Source organism: Alicyclobacillus sp. ALC3, from assembly GCF_028751195.1.
Taxonomy (GTDB): domain Bacteria; phylum Bacillota; class Bacilli; order Alicyclobacillales; family Alicyclobacillaceae; genus Alicyclobacillus_L.
In genome coordinates, this window is sequence record NZ_CP066784.1 from 2,230,018 (window position 1) to 2,252,899 (window position 22,882).

The 22,882-nt window shown below is 58.9% G+C and carries 18 protein-coding genes; 10 read left to right on the top strand and 8 right to left on the bottom strand.

The genetic code is table 11. The annotated features are described in order from the left end of the window. The first annotated feature begins 22 nt into the window (after positions 1–22). The gene (locus JC200_RS10625) at positions 23–3,157 is read left to right on the top strand and encodes a DNA methyltransferase family protein (RefSeq protein ID WP_274436227.1); all 3,135 of its coding nucleotides are present in this window, start codon (positions 23–25) and stop codon (positions 3,155–3,157) included. 756 nt (positions 3,158–3,913) lie between these two features. Here JC200_RS10625 and JC200_RS10630 read toward each other — a convergent pair. From JC200_RS10630 to JC200_RS10645, 4 genes are all read right to left on the bottom strand, one after another. Continuing rightward, a complete protein-coding gene (locus tag JC200_RS10630; RefSeq protein ID WP_274436228.1) occupies positions 3,914–4,288 on the bottom strand; it encodes a VOC family protein in 375 nt (124 codons plus the stop codon). Then, the gene (locus tag JC200_RS10635) at positions 4,285–4,917 is read right to left on the bottom strand and encodes a DsbA family oxidoreductase (RefSeq protein ID WP_274436229.1); all 633 of its coding nucleotides are present in this window, start codon (positions 4,915–4,917) and stop codon (positions 4,285–4,287) included. The genes JC200_RS10630 and JC200_RS10635 overlap by 4 nt, the downstream gene beginning before the upstream one ends. A 50-nt stretch (positions 4,918–4,967) precedes the next feature. Further along, the gene (locus JC200_RS10640; protein WP_274436230.1) at positions 4,968–6,452 is read right to left on the bottom strand and encodes an MDR family MFS transporter; all 1,485 of its coding nucleotides are present in this window, start codon (positions 6,450–6,452) and stop codon (positions 4,968–4,970) included. A gap of 176 nt (positions 6,453–6,628) precedes the next feature. Next, positions 6,629–8,026: a beta propeller repeat protein gene (locus JC200_RS10645; protein WP_274436231.1), complete on the bottom strand. Its 1,398-nt coding sequence runs from the start codon at positions 8,024–8,026 to the stop codon at positions 6,629–6,631. Between the two features lie 438 nt (positions 8,027–8,464). On the opposite strand from JC200_RS10645, the gene JC200_RS10650 reads away from it, so the two are divergent. The 4 genes from JC200_RS10650 to JC200_RS10665 all read left to right on the top strand — a co-directional run bounded on the left by JC200_RS10650 (position 8,465) and on the right by JC200_RS10665 (position 12,865). Continuing rightward, positions 8,465–9,148, top strand: coding sequence for a response regulator transcription factor (locus JC200_RS10650; RefSeq protein ID WP_274436232.1), 684 nt, complete (start codon positions 8,465–8,467; stop codon positions 9,146–9,148). Then, complete coding sequence (locus tag JC200_RS10655) at positions 9,145–10,629, top strand: sensor histidine kinase (protein ID WP_274436233.1); 1,485 nt, start codon at positions 9,145–9,147, stop codon at positions 10,627–10,629. Before JC200_RS10650 ends, JC200_RS10655 begins: the two co-directional genes overlap by 4 nt. A gap of 261 nt (positions 10,630–10,890) precedes the next feature. Next, entirely contained in the window at positions 10,891–11,469 is a 579-nt protein-coding gene (locus JC200_RS10660) for an RNA polymerase sigma factor (RefSeq protein ID WP_274436234.1), read from the top strand. Beyond that, the gene (locus JC200_RS10665; RefSeq protein WP_274436235.1) at positions 11,450–12,865 is read left to right on the top strand and encodes a hypothetical protein; all 1,416 of its coding nucleotides are present in this window, start codon (positions 11,450–11,452) and stop codon (positions 12,863–12,865) included. Before JC200_RS10660 ends, JC200_RS10665 begins: the two co-directional genes overlap by 20 nt. A 1,031-nt stretch (positions 12,866–13,896) precedes the next feature. Here JC200_RS10665 and JC200_RS10670 read toward each other — a convergent pair. The 3 genes from JC200_RS10670 to JC200_RS24450 form a co-directional block, all read right to left on the bottom strand. Further along, the gene (locus JC200_RS10670; RefSeq protein ID WP_274436236.1) at positions 13,897–14,529 is read right to left on the bottom strand and encodes an HAD family hydrolase; all 633 of its coding nucleotides are present in this window, start codon (positions 14,527–14,529) and stop codon (positions 13,897–13,899) included. Between the two features lie 66 nt (positions 14,530–14,595). Further along, positions 14,596–16,332: a phosphoenolpyruvate--protein phosphotransferase gene (gene ptsP, locus JC200_RS10675; RefSeq protein ID WP_274436237.1), complete on the bottom strand. Its 1,737-nt coding sequence runs from the start codon at positions 16,330–16,332 to the stop codon at positions 14,596–14,598. A gap of 13 nt (positions 16,333–16,345) precedes the next feature. After that, positions 16,346–16,624 carry a sugar-binding domain-containing protein gene (locus JC200_RS24450; RefSeq protein WP_443111908.1) on the bottom strand — a complete coding sequence of 93 codons (279 nt, stop codon included), beginning with the start codon at positions 16,622–16,624 and terminating at the stop codon, positions 16,346–16,348. 187 nt (positions 16,625–16,811) lie between these two features. Between JC200_RS24450 and JC200_RS10680 the strand changes: the two genes are divergently transcribed. Next, the gene (locus JC200_RS10680; RefSeq protein WP_274436238.1) at positions 16,812–17,615 is read left to right on the top strand and encodes a COG4705 family protein; all 804 of its coding nucleotides are present in this window, start codon (positions 16,812–16,814) and stop codon (positions 17,613–17,615) included. A gap of 20 nt (positions 17,616–17,635) precedes the next feature. On the opposite strand, the gene JC200_RS10685 is transcribed toward JC200_RS10680, so the two are convergent. After that, a complete protein-coding gene (locus tag JC200_RS10685; protein WP_274436239.1) occupies positions 17,636–17,968 on the bottom strand; it encodes a hypothetical protein in 333 nt (110 codons plus the stop codon). A 335-nt stretch (positions 17,969–18,303) separates the two neighbouring features. Between JC200_RS10685 and JC200_RS10690 the strand changes: the two genes are divergently transcribed. From JC200_RS10690 to JC200_RS10705, 4 genes are read left to right on the top strand one after another with little or no spacing between them, the layout of a single operon-like run. Further along, entirely contained in the window at positions 18,304–21,144 is a 2,841-nt protein-coding gene (locus JC200_RS10690; protein ID WP_274436240.1) for a UPF0182 family protein, read from the top strand. Between the two features lie 14 nt (positions 21,145–21,158). Beyond that, on the top strand, positions 21,159–21,413 hold the full coding sequence (locus JC200_RS10695; protein ID WP_274436241.1) for a hypothetical protein: 255 nt from the start codon (positions 21,159–21,161) through the stop codon (positions 21,411–21,413). 53 nt (positions 21,414–21,466) lie between these two features. Beyond that, positions 21,467–22,015 carry a helix-turn-helix domain-containing protein gene (locus JC200_RS10700; protein ID WP_274436242.1) on the top strand — a complete coding sequence of 183 codons (549 nt, stop codon included), beginning with the start codon at positions 21,467–21,469 and terminating at the stop codon, positions 22,013–22,015. Positions 22,016–22,020: 5 nt separating this feature from the next. After that, entirely contained in the window at positions 22,021–22,848 is an 828-nt protein-coding gene (locus tag JC200_RS10705) for a single stranded DNA-binding domain-containing protein (protein ID WP_274436243.1), read from the top strand. Positions 22,849–22,882 lie beyond the last annotated feature (34 nt).

Below are 22,882 nucleotides of genomic sequence, written 5' to 3' on the forward strand. Positions count from 1 at the left end.
ACATACGGAGGAGGTCCGCCGGATGGATATCGAATCACTCGCACACGCACTCTCCAGCAAAGGCACGCCTGTGTCCAGCTGTACATATGCGCTCATCGAACACTTCTGTACCCAACTCACTGACATCCGGCGTGATCAGTCGACGCCACCTGCAGAAGCCACGCGGGAAACTTCACGAGAAGCTGCACGCCTTGTCGCCTGGTGGCAGGCTGACTTCTCGGCTATACACGGTGACCTGTCGTTTCGACATAGCAGCAACGCTAAAGTCAAGCCGGACTGGCTGAGGAAGGCATTCGGCATCGGGGAAGCGTGCGAACCGCTCGACATCCTCTTGGCCGCCGAGACCTGTTTCAGTCTGCTCGTCCGCGTAGTCGCCTATCGAACAGTTGCCGAATACCTCGGTGAAGCGGATGCACTCGAACGACTCGCCGAGCCGTGTGCGCTTGCTGATGTGATACACGGCGACTTCTTCGAGCGGCACAACATTCACAACTACTGTTTTCCCGATGCGTACAGCTGGTTCCTCTCTGTCTGGAACAAAAACACGACCCAGCGACTAGAAGCGTGGCTCGCAGCGCTGGACAGAACTCTGGCGCCTGCTGCTGTGCCAGTTGCTGGTACGCCCGCTGCTGGTACGCCCCGTGCTGGTACGCCCGCTGCTGGTACGCCCCGTGCTGGTACGCGCGGCGGCGTGCCTGACGGTGGGTTGAGGGGATCGGCGGGAACAACGTGGCATGCGGCATCGTCTGGAACGACTGGGGATAGCTTCAAACGACTGTACGAAGCTCTCTTTCCACGCCAACTGCGCCACGCGCTCGGTGAGTTCTACACACCCGAATGGCTGGCGCAGTACACCGTGGCTGAGACTTTTGCGAAAGCTGGCGCAGTCCCGTGGCAGTCCGTCTGCCTCGACCCCACTTGTGGGTCGGGTACCTTCTTGCAGGCGCTGATCACGACCATCCGCAGGGATGGGCGCACAGTTGGTGCGGCACCGGGATCACAGACCGAGTCCGCCCAGCCGCCGGATGCCACCGCGAGGCCAACCACTCCGACTGAACAACTGCAACGGCTCTGTCAGGTCGTGCGCGGCTTCGACGTCAACTTGCTGGCCGTGGTCATGGCGCGGACGAATTTTCTCTTATCCGTGCTCGACCTCTGGGACGGGAGGGCAGCCATCGACTTACCAGTCGACTGGTTTGACGTGATCGACCGTCCGCATGCGGAGAATAGCCAGGTGACGGTGAACCTGCACGGCGAGAGCATTTCCGTGACGCGTGGAGAGGGAGCGTTCGGCAAGTACGGAGCCGACGGAGCCGCCAAGCGGCCCGACGGGGCCGTCGTGATCGACAAGCGGGCGGGCGGCGGGTTCGGCAAGAGCGGAGTAAGCCTGTCCGTGTCACTTCTGGCGGACGCAGATCTCGAAACTGCCGCAACACGGGAGCGTGCGGGCACCCCGGTGTACGAGAGCTTGCGGGCAGCCTACATCGCGAATCGGCTGCGTGGGGCGGCGCGACAGCCTGTGGACATCGTCGTCGGCAACCCGCCTTGGGTGAACTGGGAGTACTTGTCTAAGTCCGTTCGCGAGAGGACCCACCACCTCTGGCAGGCCTACGCCCTCTTCGACGCCTCCGGGCGCAATCGCGCGCTCGCCAAGGAAGACCTCTCGACCCTCCTGACTTACGCCGTTGCCGACCGAGACCTGCAGCCCGGCGGCTGCCTCGGCTTTGTGCTGCGCCAAGCCGTCTTTAAGTCGAAGCAAAACGGGGCAGGTTTCCGGCGGTTGCAGATCGGTCGGTCGGGTCCACATCTGCAGATCGTGCAAGTCGACGACCTCACCCTCCTTCAACCGTTCCCGGGAGCTACGACGGCAACTGCCGTAGTGTTGCTGCGTAAAGCCGCGGCTACCGCCTTCCCTGTGCCATGGCGCGTCTGGCGTCCTCGCCACTCCGGTGAACGCCCCGGTGAACACTCCGGCGAACACTCCGGCGAACGCCCCGCCACCAGTCGGACGCCGCCGCTCCCCCCCACTGTGACGCGAGACATATACGCCGCATGGCCGGTTCGTCGGGACGAGACGACTTCCCCCTGGATCACGCTTCCTTCCACCTGCATCTTAGCCGCCGACCGGATACTCGGGCGCAACGCGTACCAAGCCCGCACCGGTACCTTCACGGGCGGTGGGAACGCGGTGTTCTGGATCCGCGTGGAGGGCGCGTCCGAAGGCGTAGGAGGCACGTCCGAAGCCGGCCTCGTTCGCGTCCATAACGTCACGGAGCGCGCCAAACGCGAGGCTCCCTCCGTCACCGCCGACGTGGAAGCCCTGTTTGTCTACCCGCTATTGCGCGGCGCAGACGTCCGGCGCTGGCACGCTGAGCCACAGTTGCACCTACTCTGTCCGCACACCAGCGAGACTCGAATGGCGGCGGTACCGAGACCCCAGCTCGAGCAACTCGCCCCTCACACCCTCGCGTATTTCGACCGTTTTACTGACGTGCTGCGCGCTCGCCGTGGATTCAGTTGGGACAGAGTGCAACTCGAACGTACGCCGTACGCGATCCAGCGCATCGGCACCTACACGTTTGCACCGTACAAGGTGGTGTGGCGCTACATCGCGACCTCGTTTATCACTGCCGTGGTATCTTTCGTCGATGATCCGGTTCTCGGGCGGCGGCTTGTCCTACCGAACGAGAAGTTGATGTTCATCCCGACGGACGATGAGGCGGAGGCGTACTACTTGTGCGGCGTCCTCAGTTCCACGCCGGTGCGGGCCTGCATTGAACAGGTGATGAACCCAACGAGCATCAGTGCGCACGTCCTGGACAACATCGCGATCCCGACGTTTGACCGGGACAATCCGCTACACTTGCGGATTTCGGAGTTGTGCTACGCTGGGCACGCGCTGCTGCGAACGCCTGGTACAGAAGCGCCACTTAGCGCCGCGGGGGAAGGAAGCGTGATAGCGGCAGCGGCTGGTGCCGGGAGGCCTCTCTCGGCTGGTGCCGGGACACCCGTAGCTAGGCCAACTACAGATGGATCGGCCGTCGCCGCCTCCGCTTTGGCCGAGGTCGAGGCGCACCTTGATGCGACCGTGTCTACACTCTACGGGCTGACTCCCGCAGACCTCACCGGCTTCGCCGAGCTTATCGTCAGGCGGTGACGTTGTGACACGAGCACACGCTACCCGGCTTGTGTGGGTGCGGCCTGGACGCAGCCTTACCCCTGTGCCGTCCGACTCCGACCGCGCAGAGAACAAAAAGTTCGCTATCGGGCCAAAACGGGCCAAACACGGACGAATAACGTACAACAAGTACGTTCGGGATCGAAAAAAGGCATAAAACAGGGATTTTGAGATGCTGAACGGACTTTTTGTCGATTAAGAGGCCTCATTATGTAAACTTGGAGACGATAGCGAACAAAAAGTGCTCTACGCCGCACGAGGTAGTGACAAAATGGCGCTAGAACGGAACGCAAGCCGCTGGCTCGGAGGTAGTCGGACGATACGGCAGACCTCAATCGGGGATAGCGCGATAAAACTGCGCTATCTTCAACTAATAACGCGCTGACAACGCGTTATCGACGCGGAGGCGGGGAATGTGGGCAGCTTAACGCGCCTAGGACTCGCTATAGGCGAGAACAGCGGGTGAAAACCGGGATCCGAAACAGTATAACGCTGTTTGGACGTGTTACAGGGCTGATTATGTCAACTAATTAACGGATAGCGTGTTTTGGGAGCGTTAAGCTCCCGATTATGTAAACCGCCGCAACCTGGCCGCCGCAACCTGGCCGCCGCAACCTGGCCGCCGCAACCTGGCCGCCGCAACCTGGCCGCCGCAAACCGGCCGCCACAACCTGGCCGCCCGCTACACACCGTCCGCGGCGCCCCAAAACAAACCGCAGCTGCCCACAGCACTCCCTACTGCTCCGGGCTGGCGAGGACAAACGTGTTGCCGTCGGGATCCCGGAAAATAGCCTGCATCCCGCCCCAATCAGAGCGCCCCGCCGGCTCGACAAACTCCACGCCACGCGCCGCAAGCGCTTCGTACTCGGCCATCACGTCGTCGCTCGTGAAGGCGACGTTTTGGAATGTGCCAACAGCAGCCTCCCGGCCTGGCGGCGTGAACAACACCACAAGCGTCTCCGAACCAGGTGGGCGCAGCTCAATCCAGCGCTGTCCGCCGCCAAACGGTTGGTCCGTGACAACTTCGAAACCAAGCTTGTCCCGGTAAAAGGCGAGCGACCTGTCCTGATCGCTCACCGGGATGCTCACAAACCGCACTCGCATCGTCATGCGTCTGTCCCCTCCGCGTGAATCTGCTGCAGCGCCTGGACGAATACCTCGACAGGCTGTGCGCCGGAGATGGCGTATTTGTCGTTGAAGATGAACAGCGGGACGCCCGAGATGCCGGCTTCCTGCGCAAACGTCAGATCCCGTTCGACAGCCTGCCGCACAGCCTTGCTCTGCACCTTCTCGCGCATCTCGTCGCGGTCAAGGCCGAGCGACACCGCGATGTCGAGTAGCACCTCAAGGTTTCCGATGTCTTTGCCCTCTTCGAAGTGAGCTGCTGTCACCGCGTCCGTCATCTGCGTCTGCAACTCAAGCGGCGTGGCGAGAATCAGTTGATGCGACAGGATTGTGTTCGGCATGTTGTGGACTTGCCCAAACGCGAAATCGAGGCCGCAAGCTTCTCCGGCTTCGCAAATGCGGTCCTGCATTTGTGCAACGCGCTCCTCGCCGCCAAACTTCTTCGCGAGGTCGCTGTACGGGCGGCCTTCGGCCGGCGTCGTTGGGTCGAGCAGAAACGCTCGCCAGTGAATCTCTACAGGTTCCCCGTTCCACGTCTCCAGCGCCTGGAACAAGTGCTGCTTGCCAATTCTGCACCAAGGACACACCGTGTCCTGAAATACGTCAATTTTCACAGTCGTGCACCTCCTCCACAAGCTGCAGGTTCGAAAACCTGCTTCTACCCTTACGCAACCTGCTGAGCGACCACAGTCTTATGCAGTGGCAGCAACAGACCGGCCAAGAAAGCGATGACAGCGACGCCGAACACCACCAGGAACACGTCGTGCATACCGTGCTCCAGCACCCCCTGCACCGCGTGGAACACCGCAGGCGGCAGTTTGCTCGGGTTCGTGTTGAGCACCTGGCCGACGCCCGTGCCAGATGGCATGTTGTGCAGGTGCGTCTTCGCGTACAAAGCAGTGGAACGGTTGAAGATGGCGCCGAACACCGTGATCCCGACCGTTTGCCCGAGCGAGCGCATAAACGTGTTCGACGCCGTAGCCGCACCACGCATGTTCCAGCCTACCGCTGCTTGTGTCATGACAGTAGTCGGCGTAATCGAGTAACCCATTCCAAGACCAATCACGACCATTAACCCGACAACGTACCAGTACGGCGAGTTCAGGTTGATCGCCGCCATCCACGCGGCGCCGAGCGCGACGAGGACAACGCCTGTCATCGTCGTCAGCTTGGAACCGATACGGTACATGAAGCGCCCGGACAAGGTCGCGCCAAGCGGCCATGCGACAGACATCGGCATCAGCGTCAGGCCCGAACTCGTGGCGCTGTGTCCGAGCAGAGACTGAATCCACATCGGCAGGTAGACGTTGGCGCCGATGAGGACGAAGCTGAGGAAGAAACCAAGCGAGTTCGACACCGAGATCGTCCGCTTCGCGAACAGACTGAGAGGCAACATCGGCTCTTGTGCCTTGCGTTCGACCAAGATGAACAGCACGAGGAACACGACAAACGCCACAAACAGGCCGATGATGACGCCGGAATTCCATGCGTACTGTCCGCCTCCGTTCAAGAGAGCGTACAGGAGCGAGCCGATCGCGATGGTGAAGACGGCCGCGCCGAGGTAGTCCACCTTGTGTTTGCGCCGTTCAAACTTCTCGTGCAGGAACGACATCACAAGGATGATCGAGACGATGCCAACCGGCACGTTGATGTAGAAGATCCACCGCCACGACAAGTGGTCAACGAACAGACCGCCGATGAGCGGACCAATAAGACCTGCGACACCCCATACCGCACTGAACAAGCCCTGCATCCGCGCGCGTTGTTCGCCAGGGAACAAATCCCCGATGATCGTAAACGTGACCGGCATCACAGCTCCCGCACCAACGCCCTGAAACGCGCGGAACCAGACCAACTGATCCATATTCTGCGATGCGCCGGAAAGCATCGAACCAATCACAAATACGATGACGCCAAATGAAAACACCACTCGTCGGCCGACCAAATCGGCAAGTTTTCCGTAGATCGGCGTGGTCACAGCGGTCGTCAGCGTGTAAATCGCGAATACCCAAGTGTAAAGATTCAGACCGTGCAATTCACGAATGATCTTTGGCATCGCAGTACTGACAACAGTGACGTCGATAGCCACCAACAAAATCGCCACCAGCATGGCGATCGTCACCATTCTTCGATTTGTGTGCTTCTCCATACTGCGATCGTTCCTCCTACCCATATCACGTGCAACTCCCCTATTAAACCACGTCAAACAGGCCCTCGCCAACGGGCAAGCGCTGACTTGGGCAACTCCTCAACTCGATCAGTGATTACGTTTGGCATCCAGCGCAAAGTGGACTTGCAGACGAAGTAGCGTAGTGTCTGATTGCTCTACGACAGGGAATCCCATGTGCCACCGCTCGTCGGCGACAAGTCGATGACACCGCGAGATGATGCTCCTCCGACGAGCACGACTTGCTCTCCCCCTGAGGCAAACATAGTAGCCGTCGTCATATCTGGCCACACTACACCGCTCCCTGCCGTCATCGAGAAGGTGTTTTGCACTGTACCCTGTGGCGTGACCACTGTCCATCTCGGAGCGGATGATCCGGTGCCGACAAACACCACGTTGCCATTTGACTGCAGCGCAAAGAGCAAAGCTGTGCTACCGAGGTTTTGTTGCACAAGCGGCGTCGGATGGCCGTAATCTCCCGTAAAGGTCTGATTATCGAAAAGCGGACTCCAAGTTGTTCCACCGTTGTTGGACTCGACCGCGATATACGCAGACTGGCCTACGCCGCTGTCTCCACCCGCGTACAGCACCGCAATGTGACTCCCGCTCACTTCAATCTGCGTTTGCCAGGGCAGTTGTGCGTTCAAAGGTGGCCAGAACAACTGCTGCCAATTGCTCCCGCCATCGGTCGTCTCATATACTGCTGTACTGGCCGCCACAACGTAGCAGGTATTCGCGTCCACAGCTGTGATGGCAGTAACCTGTCCAATCGCAGCAGAAGATAGCGGCTGCAGTTTTCCGTTTATGTAGCGGTAGAGGGTACCCCCGTCAAGCAGCCAAACCACACCGCCCGCGACCGATACCTGTGTCAGACCCGCGGATGGCAACTGCAGGTTTGCCTGCGTAAAGTTGATCCCGTTCGTCGACACCCACAACCCGGAGGTCGTCCACGCAACGGTCACACCATCCCCTGCCTGAACCTCGTCAGATGTGACGCCGACTAGGCTGCCAGTCACCGTGGCCACTATCTGCCACGTCTTGCCACCGTCTCCCGTACGGTACACATGGTTGGCGTCCGTCACATAGCCGATTTGACCTCCGCTCGCGTTCGCCGACGCTACGGTGGTCGTCGAGTTCGTCGTCGAGTTCGTCGTCGAGTTCGCCGTCGTGCTCGTCGTCGTGCTCGTCGTCGTGCTCAGGCCTGTGGTCGAAGCTGCAGTCCCCGCAGGTGGCGCGAACCACACCGAGGTCAACGTGGATGCGTTAAGGCCGGAGAATGCAACGGGTACTGACACGTGTACAGACGTCGATGGTTTCCCTGGTGTCGACCCGTCCTTTTTCCCACTCGACCCAGTTTGACCGGATGTCACTCTACTACCTCCACTGCCAGCGGAGGCTGAGGACCGACTTCCCGTCTGCTGATTCGTTGTGCTCGTCTTGACCGAGTTCCCACTGCTTTGGGCGGAGTTGCCACTCTGGCCTGTCAACTGGCCACAGCCAGAGAGCACAAGCGACAGGACAACAAATACGGCGGTCATCTGGGCTGATTTCTTCACGTCGCTTGCTCCCTTCTACAGAGATTAGACGTTGCAAGGCCCATTTTTGTTTCCTTGACGGTCGAATTGTTCGCAGCCGCAGCAACCCGATTGCAAACAGCTCGTCCACAGATTATACACAGCGTTTTGTGGACAACCCCTGAGTTACCCACAATCCAGGTACCTTGTACACAGGATATCCCCGGAGTTATCCACAAATCTATCAACATCCTACTCCTGAAAGCCTTGAGTTACCATTGAATTTTACCTCTTGGAGGAATTTTTTCCTACCCATTGCACGCACGCCTCCGTGTTCGGAGGGTACAGTCACACACCCCACAAGGCCGCCTTCGCACCACCGAAATGGCCGGGGACAGCCTGCAGACGTAGCTGAAAATCTGCTGAATGCGTGGAGTTTTTTCAAGAATAATGTACACTAGAGGACTGAGGTGACATCCGGTGTACGAACCCAAAGACATCAAGATCTTGTTGGTCGACGACGAAATCAGTATTTTGGAATTTCTTGAACTCGGTCTTCAAAATGAGGGGTTCCAGGTTCTGACCGCTCAAGACGGGATTGCTGCAGTGAACGCGGCCAAACAGTTCCAACCTCATATCGCTATCCTCGATGTCATGATGCCGGGTGTCGATGGCTTTGAAGTTTGTAAGATGCTCAAAAAGGTCGGCCACATAGCAGTGATTATGTTGACAGCGCGTGAAGAAGTCGACGATCGCGTCAAGGGACTGACAATTGGCGCGGACGACTATATGGCCAAGCCGTTCAGTTTTGCAGAACTGCTCGCCCGCATTCACGCACGAATCCGCAACCAGTTTCCGCAACTACTTGATGAAATCTCGTATGGACCGTTTCGGATTCAAAACAGCCGCAAGGAAATTCTGTTCAACGGTGAACCACTCGCACTCTCTACGACTGAGTACGAACTACTGCGGTACCTCGTCGTAAACCACGGCATTGTCCTTAGCAAAGCCAAAATCCTTGATGAAGTTTGGGGTTATGACTTCGGCGGCCAAGAGAACATCGTGGAAGTGTACGTCCGCGCGATTCGCGAGAAGCTGAACGACACCGAGCACCAGTTAATCCGCACCATTCGCGGTTCCGGATACCGGATTGACATCTCATGAAGGCATTACACCCGCTCCGGCACGTCATCGCCCCACGGTCTCTGCGCCTCCAATTATTGTCAAGGAGTCTGCTGATTCTCTCTGCCATGCTCCTGCTCATAGGCGTCAGCCAGTTCGTTCTCATGAGTCACTTTCTGTATCAGGCGACAGCGTCGAAAATCCGGGCAGAAGTCGAGGCTACGCAGCCACATCTGTGGGAGTCGTTTCTCGGCGGCCCGCACTCGACCCCAAGTGACAAGGATGAGGACAAAGAGACCGGTGGCGGACCCTTCTTTTCTTTAAACGTGGCCTCTATCGCATTTATCAACAGCAACTCCGGCTTTAGGACGCTCGATGGTTCTCCTCCAGTACTGAGCAAGAAGGAGTACCTGGACGCCTTTGCCAAGCCTCCGACGATGTCTGCGTACGACATGGCTCGCGACGCCAGCGGTCGCATTCAGTTGCTCGTAATCGTGCCGATTCGGGCCAGCGAAGACGGGCCACGCGGTCTGATCCAAGTCGGCACGTATGTCCGCCCGACGGAGCACGTGCTGTATGAACTGCTAATCGTGTTTGTTGCGCTCGCCGTCAGTTCGCTGTTAATCGGCCTCTTGTTATTCCTCCCGATTTTACGGCGGACACTGGTTCCCCTCTCAAACATGATCGATACGGTTCAACGAATCAACGCCGGTAACCTGGAAGAGCGCGTTGAGGACAACCACGAACAGTTGGAGATCGAACAGTTGTCGACGGCCTTTAACGCCATGCTCGATCGCCTTGAGACTTCGTTTGACACCGAACGCGAGGCGAATGACCGGATGCGACGATTCGTGGCGGACGCCTCGCACGAACTCCGAACGCCCATCACGTCGATTCACGGCTTTCTCGAGGTACTCCTGCGCGGCGCCGCGGCTAGACCTGACCAGTTGCAGCGCGCCCTCAAAAGCATGTACGGCGAAGCGGAGCGCGTGACCAAGCTTGTTCAGGATTTGCTGCTGCTCGCACAATTGGACCGCGAACCGAGACTTGTGCAAAAGGATGGTTCCATCACGAACGTCATTCACGAGATGGAACCGCAGCTGCGACTGCTGGCCGGTGACCGACACGTGGAGCTCAATTTGTCGCCGGAGGCATACGTGCACTTCGACAGCGACCGGATCAAACAAGTTATCCTCAACCTGTTTCACAACGCTGTCCAACATACGGACCCGGAGAAGGGCGTTGTCCGCATTGAGGTGTCTCGCGAGAACAAATGGGTGCGCATCGCCGTCGTCGACAACGGCCCAGGCATTCCAGAGGACAAGCTGGCGAAGGTGTTTGAGCGCTTCTATCGACTCGACTCTGCGCGCGCCCGGTCGGCAGGTGGGGCGGGCCTCGGCCTCGCGATTAGCGAGTCGATCGTCGACCGCCACGGCGGCACAATCACCTGCGAGAGCGAGCTCGGCCACGGAGCCACGTTCATCGTGCATCTGCCAGCCATTGACGGAGCGCCAAACGAGTAACTCCCGTGCCAGTTGCGACCTGCCAGTTGCGACCTGCCAGTTGCCACATGCCAGTTGCCACATGCCAGTTGCCACATGCCAGTTGCCACATGCCAGTTGCGAGCCAAACTTTGCCTCTGCACCGATTGCCTAGCCTCCGCGCGAAATTGTGCGGAGGCTTTTTCTTCTCAGACGCGAATTTAACCCGAGTGAAATTTACATGCGCAGAAACAAACCGATGCAGCCCGTCGTCTGTATGGGATACAAAGGGGAGAGAGCCTAGTGGATGATCCGCCGCAGACGCGAACAGAAATCATCACGGCGCTGTTCGATGCCCATGCAGACAGTGTCTACCGCTATGCCCGGTACTCACTGCCGCCCGACATTGACGCACGCGATGTCGTTCAAGAAGTATTTTTGCGCGCCTTCCGAGCCTGGAACGATTTTCACGGAGACGCGGACCCCAAAACCTGGCTGTTACGGATTGCCCGCAACTACGTCTACGACTTGTTGCGCGCGAAACGTCGACAACGGGAGTTTGAAGCCATGCGCTCACTCGACGATGCGACATCAACCAATCTCAATTCCATCCTCGAGCTTGAAGACGCCGTGTCGCGCCTCTCACTCGACTACCAGCAGGTGCTCAACTTGCGTTGGATCGAAGACTTGTCCGTCACGCAGACTGCTGACATTTTGGGCTGGACTGAAGCCAAGGTACGCCTGACATTTCACCGAGCAAAGAAGAAGTTGAAAGAACTTCTAGACCAACCGCTGATGGCAGTTGATCCGCCGAATTTGTCTATACTGCCAGCCGAATCGACACAAGGAGGTGACCGACGCCATGGCAAGCGAGGACAATAATCCATTGAAACCCTTGCAGCACACGGGGCTGCCACCGGACGACAAAGCCAAGCTACGCAGTCAACTCATTGACTTGATGCAGGCGGAAGAAGCCGGTACGCGGTCGCGGACTACCGGTCATCGTCGAGGAAAGCGCAGAACTTCTCGGCTGCCAGGACTGCTTGCGGGAGCGGCTGCCGTCGTCGTGGCAGGTGTCATCGTGGCCAATAGCGTCCATCAATCACATGCCTCCAGTTCGCCAAATGTCGGTCTAACTTCTTCCACTGCTACTACGACCAGTAGTACAACTTCGTCAGCGTCCGGAGGGCAAGAAACATCAACCACGCGCTCAAGCGCCAGTGTGCCCCATACGAATTCAAATAGCACGGCTGCCGACAACTCTAGCCTTGCAAGCAACGCTACACCGATGGAAGTCATGGGAATCGCAGGGGGTCTCGAATCGAGGCAAGGCTGGCCACTGAACGGCGCTTCCCCACAGAACACTGGCTCTCCCATGTTCGCAGCACAGTACAGCAGCAGCGGCTTCACAATCGGCGGCGTGCACTGGACATGGCCAACGTCAGACACGAACCCATCTCACTACATCGTTGTGCCGACGACGGTGAACGGCAAACCATTTTTGGTGTGGAGTCACTTAGGCGCACAGAAGCATCTTGGCAACCCAAACGGAGGCTTTCCGAACGCGATTGAGCCGACTGCCGCGTCGTCCCTGTATATGACGCCTTGGAGCACGTCTGGCGGTTCGCTCGCTGCCGGCGCCCAGCTCATCACCGGCAACATTCCACCGCTGTTCAGCACGAGCGGGCAGTACGTCTTTCCGAGCAACCCGCAAGACACTTCCCCTGCGTCGCTCGCCAGCTCTGCGTGGACTGGCTGGTTCCAGTGGGGAGCTGCTCCCGCAGTGCATCTACCTGTGGTCAATCCGTCCGCATCGCCTGCTCCGACGATGGCCTGGCCAAGCTCATTGTTTCCCGCCTACAACGGCGTGGTGCTCGCGGTGGAGTCGCAGATGCTGTTGGCAAACCAAGGAAATGCAACCAACCTGTACTACATCAACTTGGCGACACACCACATCGTGGGCCTCGGTAGTCTGACCAATGGTGGCGGACTGTTCTATTCGATGCGCGTGGTGTCTGGGATGGTATTCACCGGCGCCGCTTCAGACCTGACAGGAAACGGTAGCACAATCACGGCTGCTTACATTTACAACGAAGCGACTGGGCAACGCCTATCTATCCCGTCAAACCCCACTGTATCGACCACCAATGGATTTGCTAACTGGACCATCCACGGCGGCAAAGTCTACGACACGAATAACAAACTTGTCGCAGACCTGCAAGTGCCAGCCGCAGCGATTGACGAACCATCCGCGGCAACATTCGGAGTGTCACCGTAGCAGCGGGTGGGCGTGATGGCGGGTAGTTCCGGGATTGGCTATTGTAGGGGGGGGGAATGGCGCGCGTGACCCGCTGTAGTGCGGATTCGGAGGCTAGGAGTAAGTAGATGAAAATAGCCCATGGGGCGATTTTCTCCAACTCGTCCTTTGGTAGAGTTGGTTTGCGACACTGGTGTCGCAAATCGACTGAAAAGCCGCGTGAGCCAGTGTAGAGCGGGGTGTCCACGGCGGAATTCGGTCGAAAGTGTCGCTAAATCACGTTTTCCGCCGAGGACGCCGCGCTCTAGGTGTCAATTTGACACTTACCTGTGAGGACGCCGTGCCGTAGGTGTCAATTTGACACTTACCTGTGAGGACGCTGCGCTCTAGGTGTCATTTTGACACTTACCTGTGAGGCCCCCGCGCTCTAGGTGTCAATTTGACACTTACCTGCGAGAACGCCGCGCTCTAGGTGTCAATTTGACACTTACCTGCGAGAACGCCGCGCTCTAGGTATCAATTTGACACTTACCTGTGAGGCCCCTGCGCTCTAGGTGTCAATTTGACACTTACCCGCGAGGACGCCGCGCTCTAGGTGTCAATTTGACACTTACCCGCGAGGACGCCGCGCTCTAGGTGTCAATTTGACACTTACCTGCGAGAACGCCGCGCTCTAGGTGTCAATTTGACACTTACCTGCGAGAACGCCGCGCTCTAGGTGTCAATTTGACACTTACCTGTGAGGACGCCGCGCTCTAGGTGTCAATTTGACACTTACCCGCGAATGAGTGAGCATGCGTGAGATATCGCTTAATCGGGAGGGAGCGACATTTTTCACTTCGCAACAGCCGAAAAGGCCGAAACGCAATTGGTTTGCGACACTGGTGTCGCAAATCAACTGAAAAGCCGCGTGAGACCGTCGGGATCCTGTCGAAAATGTCGCTAAATCACGTTTTCCGCAGCTGCTGCGACATTTTTCACTTCGCAACGGCCGAGAAGACCCAAACGCCAGTGGCTGCGACCCTGCGACTCAGCCCCACCGCGTCAGCCCCTCATGCGCCGAACATCTCCAGCAGCTCAGGCAGTGCGTGAATCGTGTAGTCCGCGCCTGACAGTTCCTCGTCGTTGCCAAAGCCAAAGCAGCAGCCGATGGCCGGGATCGAATGTGCGTGCGCAGCTTCTACGTCCGAGGCGCGATCGCCGATCATGTAGGCGTCTGCCTTCGGAAACACCTCGAAGTGCGCTGAGAGGATGTCAGCTTTGACGCGCCCCTGCACCGACTCGATGCACAGCGGGTTCGTGAACAGGTCCAGAATCCCCTGGGACGCAAGCACAGACGTCAGGTACGTGATGCCGCAGTTGCTTGCGACAGTCAGCGTGTGGCCGCGTTCCTTCAACTCCTGCAGAACTTCGCGGGCGTGCGGCAGCAACAAGTCTGCGCCTGTGACGGAGCGCTCGACGTAGCTGTTGCGCAGGTGCGATGCCTTCTCGCGCTGTGTGTCCGTCGTGTCTGGCAACAGCGTGTCCCAGAACTGCGCGTCCGTCATCCCGTAGGTCTTGCGAATCGCGTCGTCTGACGGTTCATTCGGCACGTCAAACGCTTCGAGCGTCGTGCGAACCGCCGGGATGAAGATCGCGGTCGAGTCGATGAGCGTCCCATCGAGGTCGAAGATGAGTGTTGACATGGTTGCCCCTCCACTGGTTACCCGAGATGTGTGTTGACATGCTGTCCCGTCCACTGCGTGCCTAAGTCAGGCTTGCGCGAGTGCTTGTACGCGTGCCTGGACAAGCGCTGCACTTGCCAGCGTCAACACCTCGTCTGCCAGTGCCCGTGCACGGTCTGTCGTGACGCCGCGCAGTTTCACCTTGACGTCTGCGATGCGCGTGGCGCTCATCGAGAGCTCCGTTACGCCGAGCCCGACCAGCGTCTCCGCCATCGCGGCATCGCCGGCAAGCTCACCGCACACGCCGACAGGAATGCCGACTTTTGCAGCGGCATCGCAAGTCATCCGAATCAGGCGCAACACAGCCGGGTGCGAGGCGTCGTAGAGGTGCTCGATACGCTCGTTGCCGCGGTCGACAGCCAGCGTGTACTGCGTCAAGTCGTTGGTGCCAATGCTCATAAAGTCAACGTGCGGCGCCAGGATGTCAGCCATCACGGCTGCCGCCGGGATCTCGACCATAATCCCGAGCTTGAGCTCGCCGAACGTCTGTCCCTCCGCCTTCAGCTGGTCACGGCACTCGTCAAACAGCGCCCGAACGGCTTCGACTTCCTCGACGTTCTCGACCATCGGCACCATGACGTGGAGATTCCCGAACATTGCCGCCCGCAGCAGCGCGCGCAGTTGTGTCCGAAACACGTCAGGGTTGGCAAGACAGAAGCGGACGGCGCGCTGACCCAGAAACGGGTTGTCTTCCTTCGGCATCTCCGCGTAGGGAAGCGGTTTGTCGCCGCCAATGTCGAGTGTCCGAATGATCACGGGCGCATCCCCAAACGCCTCGAGCACAGCCCGATAGGCCTCAAGCTGTTCCGCTTCCGTCGGCCAATGGTCACTCTCCTGATAGAGAAACTCCGTCCGGAACAACCCCACGCCTTCCGCACCGCCAGCCAACGCCGCTTCGACATCCTTCGGGCTGCCGATGTTGGCCAGCACCTCAATCCGGCGGCCATCCGCTGTGACTGCAGGTGCGCGCCCGGCAGCGAGTGCCTCCGCACGGTGTTTCGCGCGCTCGGCCTGGCGCGCGCGGACCGCTTCGAGTTCTGCCGCGTCCGGCTCGACGTCCACGGTCCCTGCGTCGCCGTCCACCACCACCGTCTGGCCGTCGCCGAGGTCATCGAGCGCATCACCGGCGCCAACTACCATCGGAATTGCAAGTGTACGCGCGATAATTGCCGCATGTCCCGTCTTGCTGCCGCGCCGCGTCACAAGACCGACGACGTCGGACGTCAGCTCCGCCGTCTGCGACGGTGTCAATTCATCTGCCACTACGACACTGCCGGGCGCAAAGGTCACAGTCCCCTTCGTCTCGCTGCTCAGCAGTCCTAACAGCCGGTCTCCGACGTCGCGAATGTCGGCTGCTCGAGCGCTTAGGTACTCGTCCGGGAGCGAGGCCAACATATCGCTGGTCTCTTTCGTGACGGCACTACAAGCCCCGGTGGCGCTCAGCGCTTCCCGGCGAATGCGCCTGACAGTTTCGTCGACGTAAGCGGGATCGGCAAGAAAGGCGAGGTGCGCATCGAACACAGAGGCCTCTTCCTCACCGACCTGCTTTGCCGTGGTGTTGCGAAGTTCTGCAATCTGCTCGCGGGCCGCAGCAACAGCCGCGTGAAACCGGCTGAGTTCCGCGTCGACTTCGTCTTCCGAAATGTGACGAGGTACATCGTCCGCCCGATCGTGTTTGCGAAGCCACACAACCTTACCAATCGCTAAGCCAGCCGCAGCCGGAATAGACTTGATTTGTCGTTCCAACGCAGTCCGTCCTTTCACACCGTGGAGTCTCCTAGTCGTCTCCGTGAACGAGCTGTGAAGCGGTGGCGTAGTCAGTTACAAGCACGTTGACGAGCTGCGCCGACAGCGCAGCCCGAATCGCGTCCAATTTTTCTACGCCGTAGGCAACGCCGACGATGACGGGAATTTTCTTGAGGTTCTCGAGTGCAACGGAGATGACGCGCTTGTTCCAAGCTACATCGCACGTTTGTCCGTTTGCGTCAATGAAATTATACCAGATTGGAGAGCCGGACCCTGCATCGATAAAGTGAAAGGACAGGGGAAGGGACAGGGGAAACGACGGGTGCGAGGGTCCCGGCGTTCATGACGAGTCGACCCCCGGCCAAACCGCTTGCCGCGTGGTACAATGCCGGAGGGTTGAACCTATCGCTTTCAACGCAAGGTCTATTCAGAAGCAGTGCCGAGCGGCTGGCATCGTGATCGTCCAAACAGTACCTGTTCAAAGGAGAGAGCAGCTTGTGAGTCTGTCATCGGCGCGTCGTGGTCCCAACCGAAGCCAGAGCTATGTCAAGGTGCCCGAAGTCACCGGTTACTTTTGGGTCATTAAACTGTTGACGACTGCGATGGGCGAGGCCCTCTCAGACTTTCTCGTCTATCACATGAATCCGTTTGTCGCTGTGTTTCTCGGTGCCGCGTTTCTCGCGGGGGCCTTCATCTTGCAGTTTCGCGTCAGACGGTACATCGCGTCCGTGTACTGGCTGGTCGTGCTGATGGTCGCGATCTTCGGAACGATGGTCGCTGACGCGACGCACATCGCCCTTGGTGTGCCTTACTGGCTTTCGTCATTGGTCTTCATGATCTCGGTCGCCGTCGTCCTCACCACCTGGCACAAGGTCGAGCGTACCCTTTCCATTCACAGCATCACGACGAGGCGGCGCGAGGCTTTTTACTGGTTGACCGTGCTGTGCACGTTCGCGCTCGGAACCGCTGCGGGCGACATGACGGCGTCGACGTTTCACCTCGGGTTCCTCACATCTGGCATCCTGTTCACCGTCGTCTTCGCCATTCCCGCAGTGGGCTTTCTCGGGTTCCGATGGAACGAGGTCTTCTCGTTCTGGTTCGCCTACATTCTGACGCGGCCCGTCGGCGCGTCGTTCGCGGACTGGATTTCCGTCCCGCACAGCATGGGTGGGCTCGGGCTCGGCAAAGGACCTGTGGCAGCCTATTTATTCATTCCAATCGTTCTTTTGGTCGCCTACCTGACAGTCTCCCAGCGCGATGTGGGGAAGAAGGCTGGCGCGCCACGGTCAGTCGGGGTTTAGGCGCCGCGGTACGGCGGTTGTCATGCTCTGGTCGATCCGGCTATCGCGGTGCCTGCAGATGCCAGTGTCGGTGCCTGCCGGTGCCAACAGATGCCTGCAGATGCCTGCCGGTGCCAGTGTCGCTGCAGCACCCAAACCAGGCCCCCGGCCGCATCGGTTGCGGCCTTTTTGTCGCTATTCGGCAGCGCCTCACCTCCACGGCGCCGCCACATGTATCCTCGTGTTGCACTTCGTCGCCAGCGACGACGAGAGCCGGACCCTGCTCCGGGGGATCGCGTCCCGGCTTCGCGAAGCGGCGCCGCGCGGATCAAGTACTCTGACGGATCGCTGTGAACTCCCTGCATCCGGTGCAAGCCATAGCCGCATAGGACAGCTTATGACCGGAAAACACCGGGATCTGGCGCTCCTTAGGCTGTCCGAAAATGCCTAAGGAGCCTTGAAGGGACGGATCGGGGGGCTTCGGCCCACCTTAAGCGGTTCCTGGCAGCCTAATCACCCATCCAAGCCGCGAAAAGTAGTGAATAGGCTGCCCTGCGCCGCTATTCGGAACGCCACTCGCCACTCGCAGGCCGGCAAGCCGCCGGAGCCCACTCGCCGCACTCGCGCCACACACGTTTCCTCCTTGCGACTCAGACCACACATCCCGTTTTGCCTCCCCATCGGCTATGATGGGGTTGGGTGATGCGACATGGTCAGAAAAATACGAACACAGCGATCGTCCAAGCCCCTCATCGTGACGCTCGTCATCATTGCAGCCATCGTCTTCATTCACGTCGCGCTCGACCGGCTGTATGCCTTCCGTCTGCACGGCGCGCTTGGTTATGGCGCCATCTACGCGAAAAACATGTGGTTCGAACTCGCAACCCGCTACCTCGGTGCCGCGCTGTACGCCGGGCTCGCTTTCTTAGCCGTACGGCCGTTCACAGACCTGATGCCAAAGGCGATGTACCGCGCGCTGCAGGTGTTAGCCGTGGTACTTGGCTGGATTATCGGGTTTGGCATGTGGCACCTGCAACCGACAGCCTGGTTTTTATTCTTTCACCACCAGCCGTTTCACTACCGCGACCCACTCTTACATATCGACATGTCGTTCTACGTATACCAATTGCCACTGCTCATCGGGCTCGTCGGCCGCATGATTGGTACACTTGCGCTATGGCTTGTGATTCGACTGCTGACCGTTGTTGGGGCGTTCTTGCACCAGCAGACGCAGATTACGAAGCCAAACATTGACAACGTCATTCACCGCCAGGCTCGCCTCAGCCTGACCTTGCTCGGGGTGCTGTTCATCCTCTTCGCAGTGATGACGTACCTCAACCGCTTCACCCTGATGCTAACGAGTGGAAACGGGTCGTTTGTCTACGGGCCAGACTACGTGCAGGCACACTTCACGCTGCCCATCTTCTCCTGGCTGCACATCCTGCTCCTGTTAATCACGGCCGCCGCCATCCTTTGGCAGGCTCGCCACATCGAACGCATCGTCCCGACTGATGCAGGCTTTTCCGTGCCTTCGTGGCGAAGTTTTCGACGACCGCTGTACTCCTTCGCCTTTTACGTAGCTTCCGTGGTACTGAGTGGAGTCGTCGCGAGCCTCGTCAACGCGCTGTACGTCCACCCCAATCAGAACACCGTCGAACTCCCTTACATTAACGACAGCATTCAGGCGACGCGTTGGGCGCTCGGAATCGATCACGTCGCCACCCAGCCACTGTCGCCATCGCCGACACTCACGCAATCAGATGTGGCTGCGAGCCAAGGCGCGCTCGACAACGTGCGCGTCAACGACCAGGGGCAGACGACGAACATCTACAATCAGTTGCAGAGCTTGAAGAACTACTTCCAGTTCACTACCGCCGCCGTCGACCGCTACAACGGCACAGAGGTGTACGTCTCGGCGCGGCAAATGAATGTGAACAACCTGCCAGTGCAGACGTGGGTGAACCGGACTTTTGTGTACACACACGGCTATGGCATCGCTGCAAGCCCCGTGAACAAGTTCGACGCAGCCGGCCTGCCCGTGTTTCTGGCGCAAAACACGCCGCAGCAGACCAGCCCGCCCTTGCCACACGTCACGCGGCCGCAGATTTACTTCGGGTTGATGAACAACAACGTCATCGCGCCGTCCAAACAGCCGGAGTTCGACTACCCTGTCGGGAATGGTGACCACGCATCGCACTACCAAGGCGGCTACGGCCTGCCCATTCGCGGTAACCGTCTGCTTCTGACGATTGAGCAAGGCAACCTCAAGTACTACACCAGTCAGCAGTTCACATCCAAGTCACAGTGGCTGTTCGACCGTAACATCTACCAGCGCGTCCAAGCCATTGCGCCGTTTTTGACGTACGATCACGACGCCTACCCGTTCATCAACTCTGCCGGCCACATTGAGTGGATCCTCGACGCCTACACCGAGTCCGCGAACATCCCCTACGCGCAGTCGTTCATGGGTACCGGCTACATCCGCAACTCCGTGAAAGTCGTGATGGACGCCTACACCGGCAAGGTCACGTTCTATGTGGTGAACCGGCATGATCCGATGTTGCAGAGCCTCGCGGCGGCATACCCGTCGCTCTTCACCTACAAAATTCCCGCCGATGTGTCAGCGCACTTCCGCTACCCAACCGACCTTTTCGACGCCCAAGCGAACGCGCTCGCGCGCTACCACATGACCAATCCGTCGTCATTCTACAACCAGGACGACCTCTGGCAACAAGCACAGCAGATCTACAACCAGAACCAGACGCAGACGCGCCCACCCGTCTACCAAATGCTCCAAATGCCTGGCCAAAAGACCACACATTTTGTGCTCAGCGAGCTGTTCACTCCGCAGACCAAGGAAAACCTGAACGCGTGGCTCGTCGCGGACAACGGCCCAGTCAACTACGGGCAACTCACACTCTACCAGTTCCCGCAGTCGTCGCTGTTCTTTGGTCCCATGCAGGCAGAGAACCAGATTGACTCCAACCCGACGATTTCCGCCCAGATGTCGCTGTGGAACCAGCAGGGCTCGCATGTTGTCCGCGGTAACCTATTGCTAATCCCGCTTGGCAACACGCTGTTGTACGTCGAGCCAGTCTACCTGGTAGCTGACCGCAGCAACTCACTGCCGCAGCTCGAGCGCGTGATCGTCGATTCGAACAAGCAGGTGTATATGGATACCTCGCTCGGCGCTGCCATTGCCGACGTGCTCTCGGGCACCTCACCGACGAGCATTAACCCGAACACGCCAGGTGGAACTGCAGGCGGGTCTACCAGTCCGGGCACTGGCGCGGGAAGCGGTGGCACATCGGGATCAGTCGGTGGCACTGGCAGCACGACCTACAGCAAGCTGACGACCGCGCAGCTCATCACGCAGGCGAATACGCTGTTTGCCAAGTACCAGCAGGACACAGCGTCCGGACAACTAGCGCAAGCCGGGACGGACCTAAAGAACCTCCAGACCGTCCTCAACCTGCTTAACGCGCGAGCTGGCAGCACTCAGACCGGGCAGAGTGGTCGAACCGGCCAGACCGGGCAAGTAAAGCCGTAACGGTGCAGCCAAGCGTGCACTTGCTCAGCGGGATCCCGCAGATCAACCGCGGCGTCGCCCTCGGCGGCGGTAACACCTATGTGCTGACTGCCGACGATCAGATCGTTGCACTCCGGCAGTCGAACGGCCACGTCGTCTTCAACGTAACGGTTGGGAATGAGGCAAGCGGTGTCTTCGAGTCGATGGCGCCGCTCTACGCGAACGGAAACTTGTGTCCGAAAGTCAGCGCCCCTCGACATAACTTCGCCATTTACAATCATTATCGATAATGATAATGTAAATGCCAACGAACTAGTCATGGTTTCGGGAGGTGTGCGTTCTCTTGAAGACAGATTCTATGACAGAGTTGATGCTCCACCCCGTGCGGTTTCGCATAATTCAGTGCCTGCTCGGCGATCATCACAAGACCGCACAGCAGATTAGCGAGGAGCTCCCGGATGTCCCACAAGCGACGCTGTACCGGCATCTCAACAAGTTGCTCGATGGCGGCGTGCTGCACATTGTCGACGAAAACCAAGTGCGCGGCGCGGTGGAAAGAGTGTACGCACTGCATGCAAAGGACGCCGACGTCAACAATGAGGTCATGGCGATGTCACGTGACCAGCTGCGGCACACGTTTATGATGTTTGTCGCCTCTCTCGTCGACGACTTCGACCGTTACCTCAAGCGTGACAAGATTGACCTCTACGCGGATGGCGTCAGCTACCGCAAGGCAACGGTGTACCTGTCTGACGACGAATTCAACGCCCTGCTTGCTCAAACGAGGAAGTTACTTGAGCCCACCTTGCGAAACGAACCGGCCCCGGGACGTAAACGCAGGGTCATCGCGACCGTTGTTATGCCGGATTCCAACCCCTCGGACGGAAGGTGACTTATATGACAGAAACCACGGACCCCGGCAACCAGCAACCTGAACGCCTGCAACCTGAGCACCAGCAACCTGAACGCCTGCAACCTGAGCACCAGCAACCTGAACAGCCTCGAGAACAGCCTCAGCCGGACCCACACGCCAACGAGCCAGGACTGGCTGCCTCGCCAATCATCAGGACCGTCCTGCCGTTGGTCCCGCTGTACCTGCTCGTGCCGGTGCTGTTTGCCCTGGTTTTCCTGGCGTTTGGCTACCCGTTGGCCTGGGGTTTGTTTGGTATCGGCGCAGTTGGCTGGTGGATCGCCTACCTGCTACGCATGCCCATCAGCCTCGTGCTGTCAAAGGGAAGGACCGACCGACAGCCAAAGGGCATCGTCTACTTTTCGGGGCCGCTTGAAGAGGGGGTCCGCCTTGTGGCGCTGCTCATCTTCGGGACTTCGCTGTCCACCGCTCTCTCGATTGGTCAAGGGTGGGCTGCCATTGAAGTGGTGTTTGCCATCGTTCAAGGTGTCGCCATCACATCACTCAAATACCGCACAGATGAGAAGGCGATGCAGGCTAAGGCGGTGCTGGCCGAGAACGGCATCCCGACCGAAGGCAATCTTTTGTGGGGAGTCGTCGAGCGCCTGTTCGCGAGCGCGTTTCACATTGGGGCGGCGCTCGTGATCGCCTGGAACCCGTGGCTCGTGATTGTGATGACGCCACTGCACACCTTGTTCAACGTGAGCGTTCTCGGTGCGGTCAAGCGGTGGTCAATCGCGATGGGTGAAGCGGTGGCTGCAGGATTTGGCGCCGTCGTTCTCGCGGCCGGGCTGTTCCTGCACCTCGTTGCCTAAAAGCAAAGGGCCGCTGCGGGGGTCTCGTTCTCTT

What these genes read in the sequence shown, in the direction of transcription:
- JC200_RS10625 (WP_274436227.1), top strand. Translation starts at nt 23, where the DNA reads ATGGATATCGAATCACTCGCACACGCACTCTCCAGCAAAGGCACGCCT.
- JC200_RS10630 (WP_274436228.1), bottom strand. Translation starts at nt 4,288, where the DNA reads ATGACGATGCGAGTGCGGTTTGTGAGCATCCCGGTGAGCGATCAGGAC.
- JC200_RS10640 (WP_274436230.1), bottom strand. Translation starts at nt 6,452, where the DNA reads ATGGAGAAGCACACAAATCGAAGAATGGTGACGATCGCCATGCTGGTG.
- JC200_RS10655 (WP_274436233.1), top strand. Translation starts at nt 9,145, where the DNA reads ATGAAGGCATTACACCCGCTCCGGCACGTCATCGCCCCACGGTCTCTG.
- JC200_RS10665 (WP_274436235.1), top strand. Translation starts at nt 11,450, where the DNA reads ATGGCAAGCGAGGACAATAATCCATTGAAACCCTTGCAGCACACGGGG.
- JC200_RS10670 (WP_274436236.1), bottom strand. Translation starts at nt 14,529, where the DNA reads ATGTCAACACTCATCTTCGACCTCGATGGGACGCTCATCGACTCGACC.
- JC200_RS10690 (WP_274436240.1), top strand. Translation starts at nt 18,304, where the DNA reads ATGGTCAGAAAAATACGAACACAGCGATCGTCCAAGCCCCTCATCGTG.
- JC200_RS10705 (WP_274436243.1), top strand. Translation starts at nt 22,021, where the DNA reads ATGACAGAAACCACGGACCCCGGCAACCAGCAACCTGAACGCCTGCAA.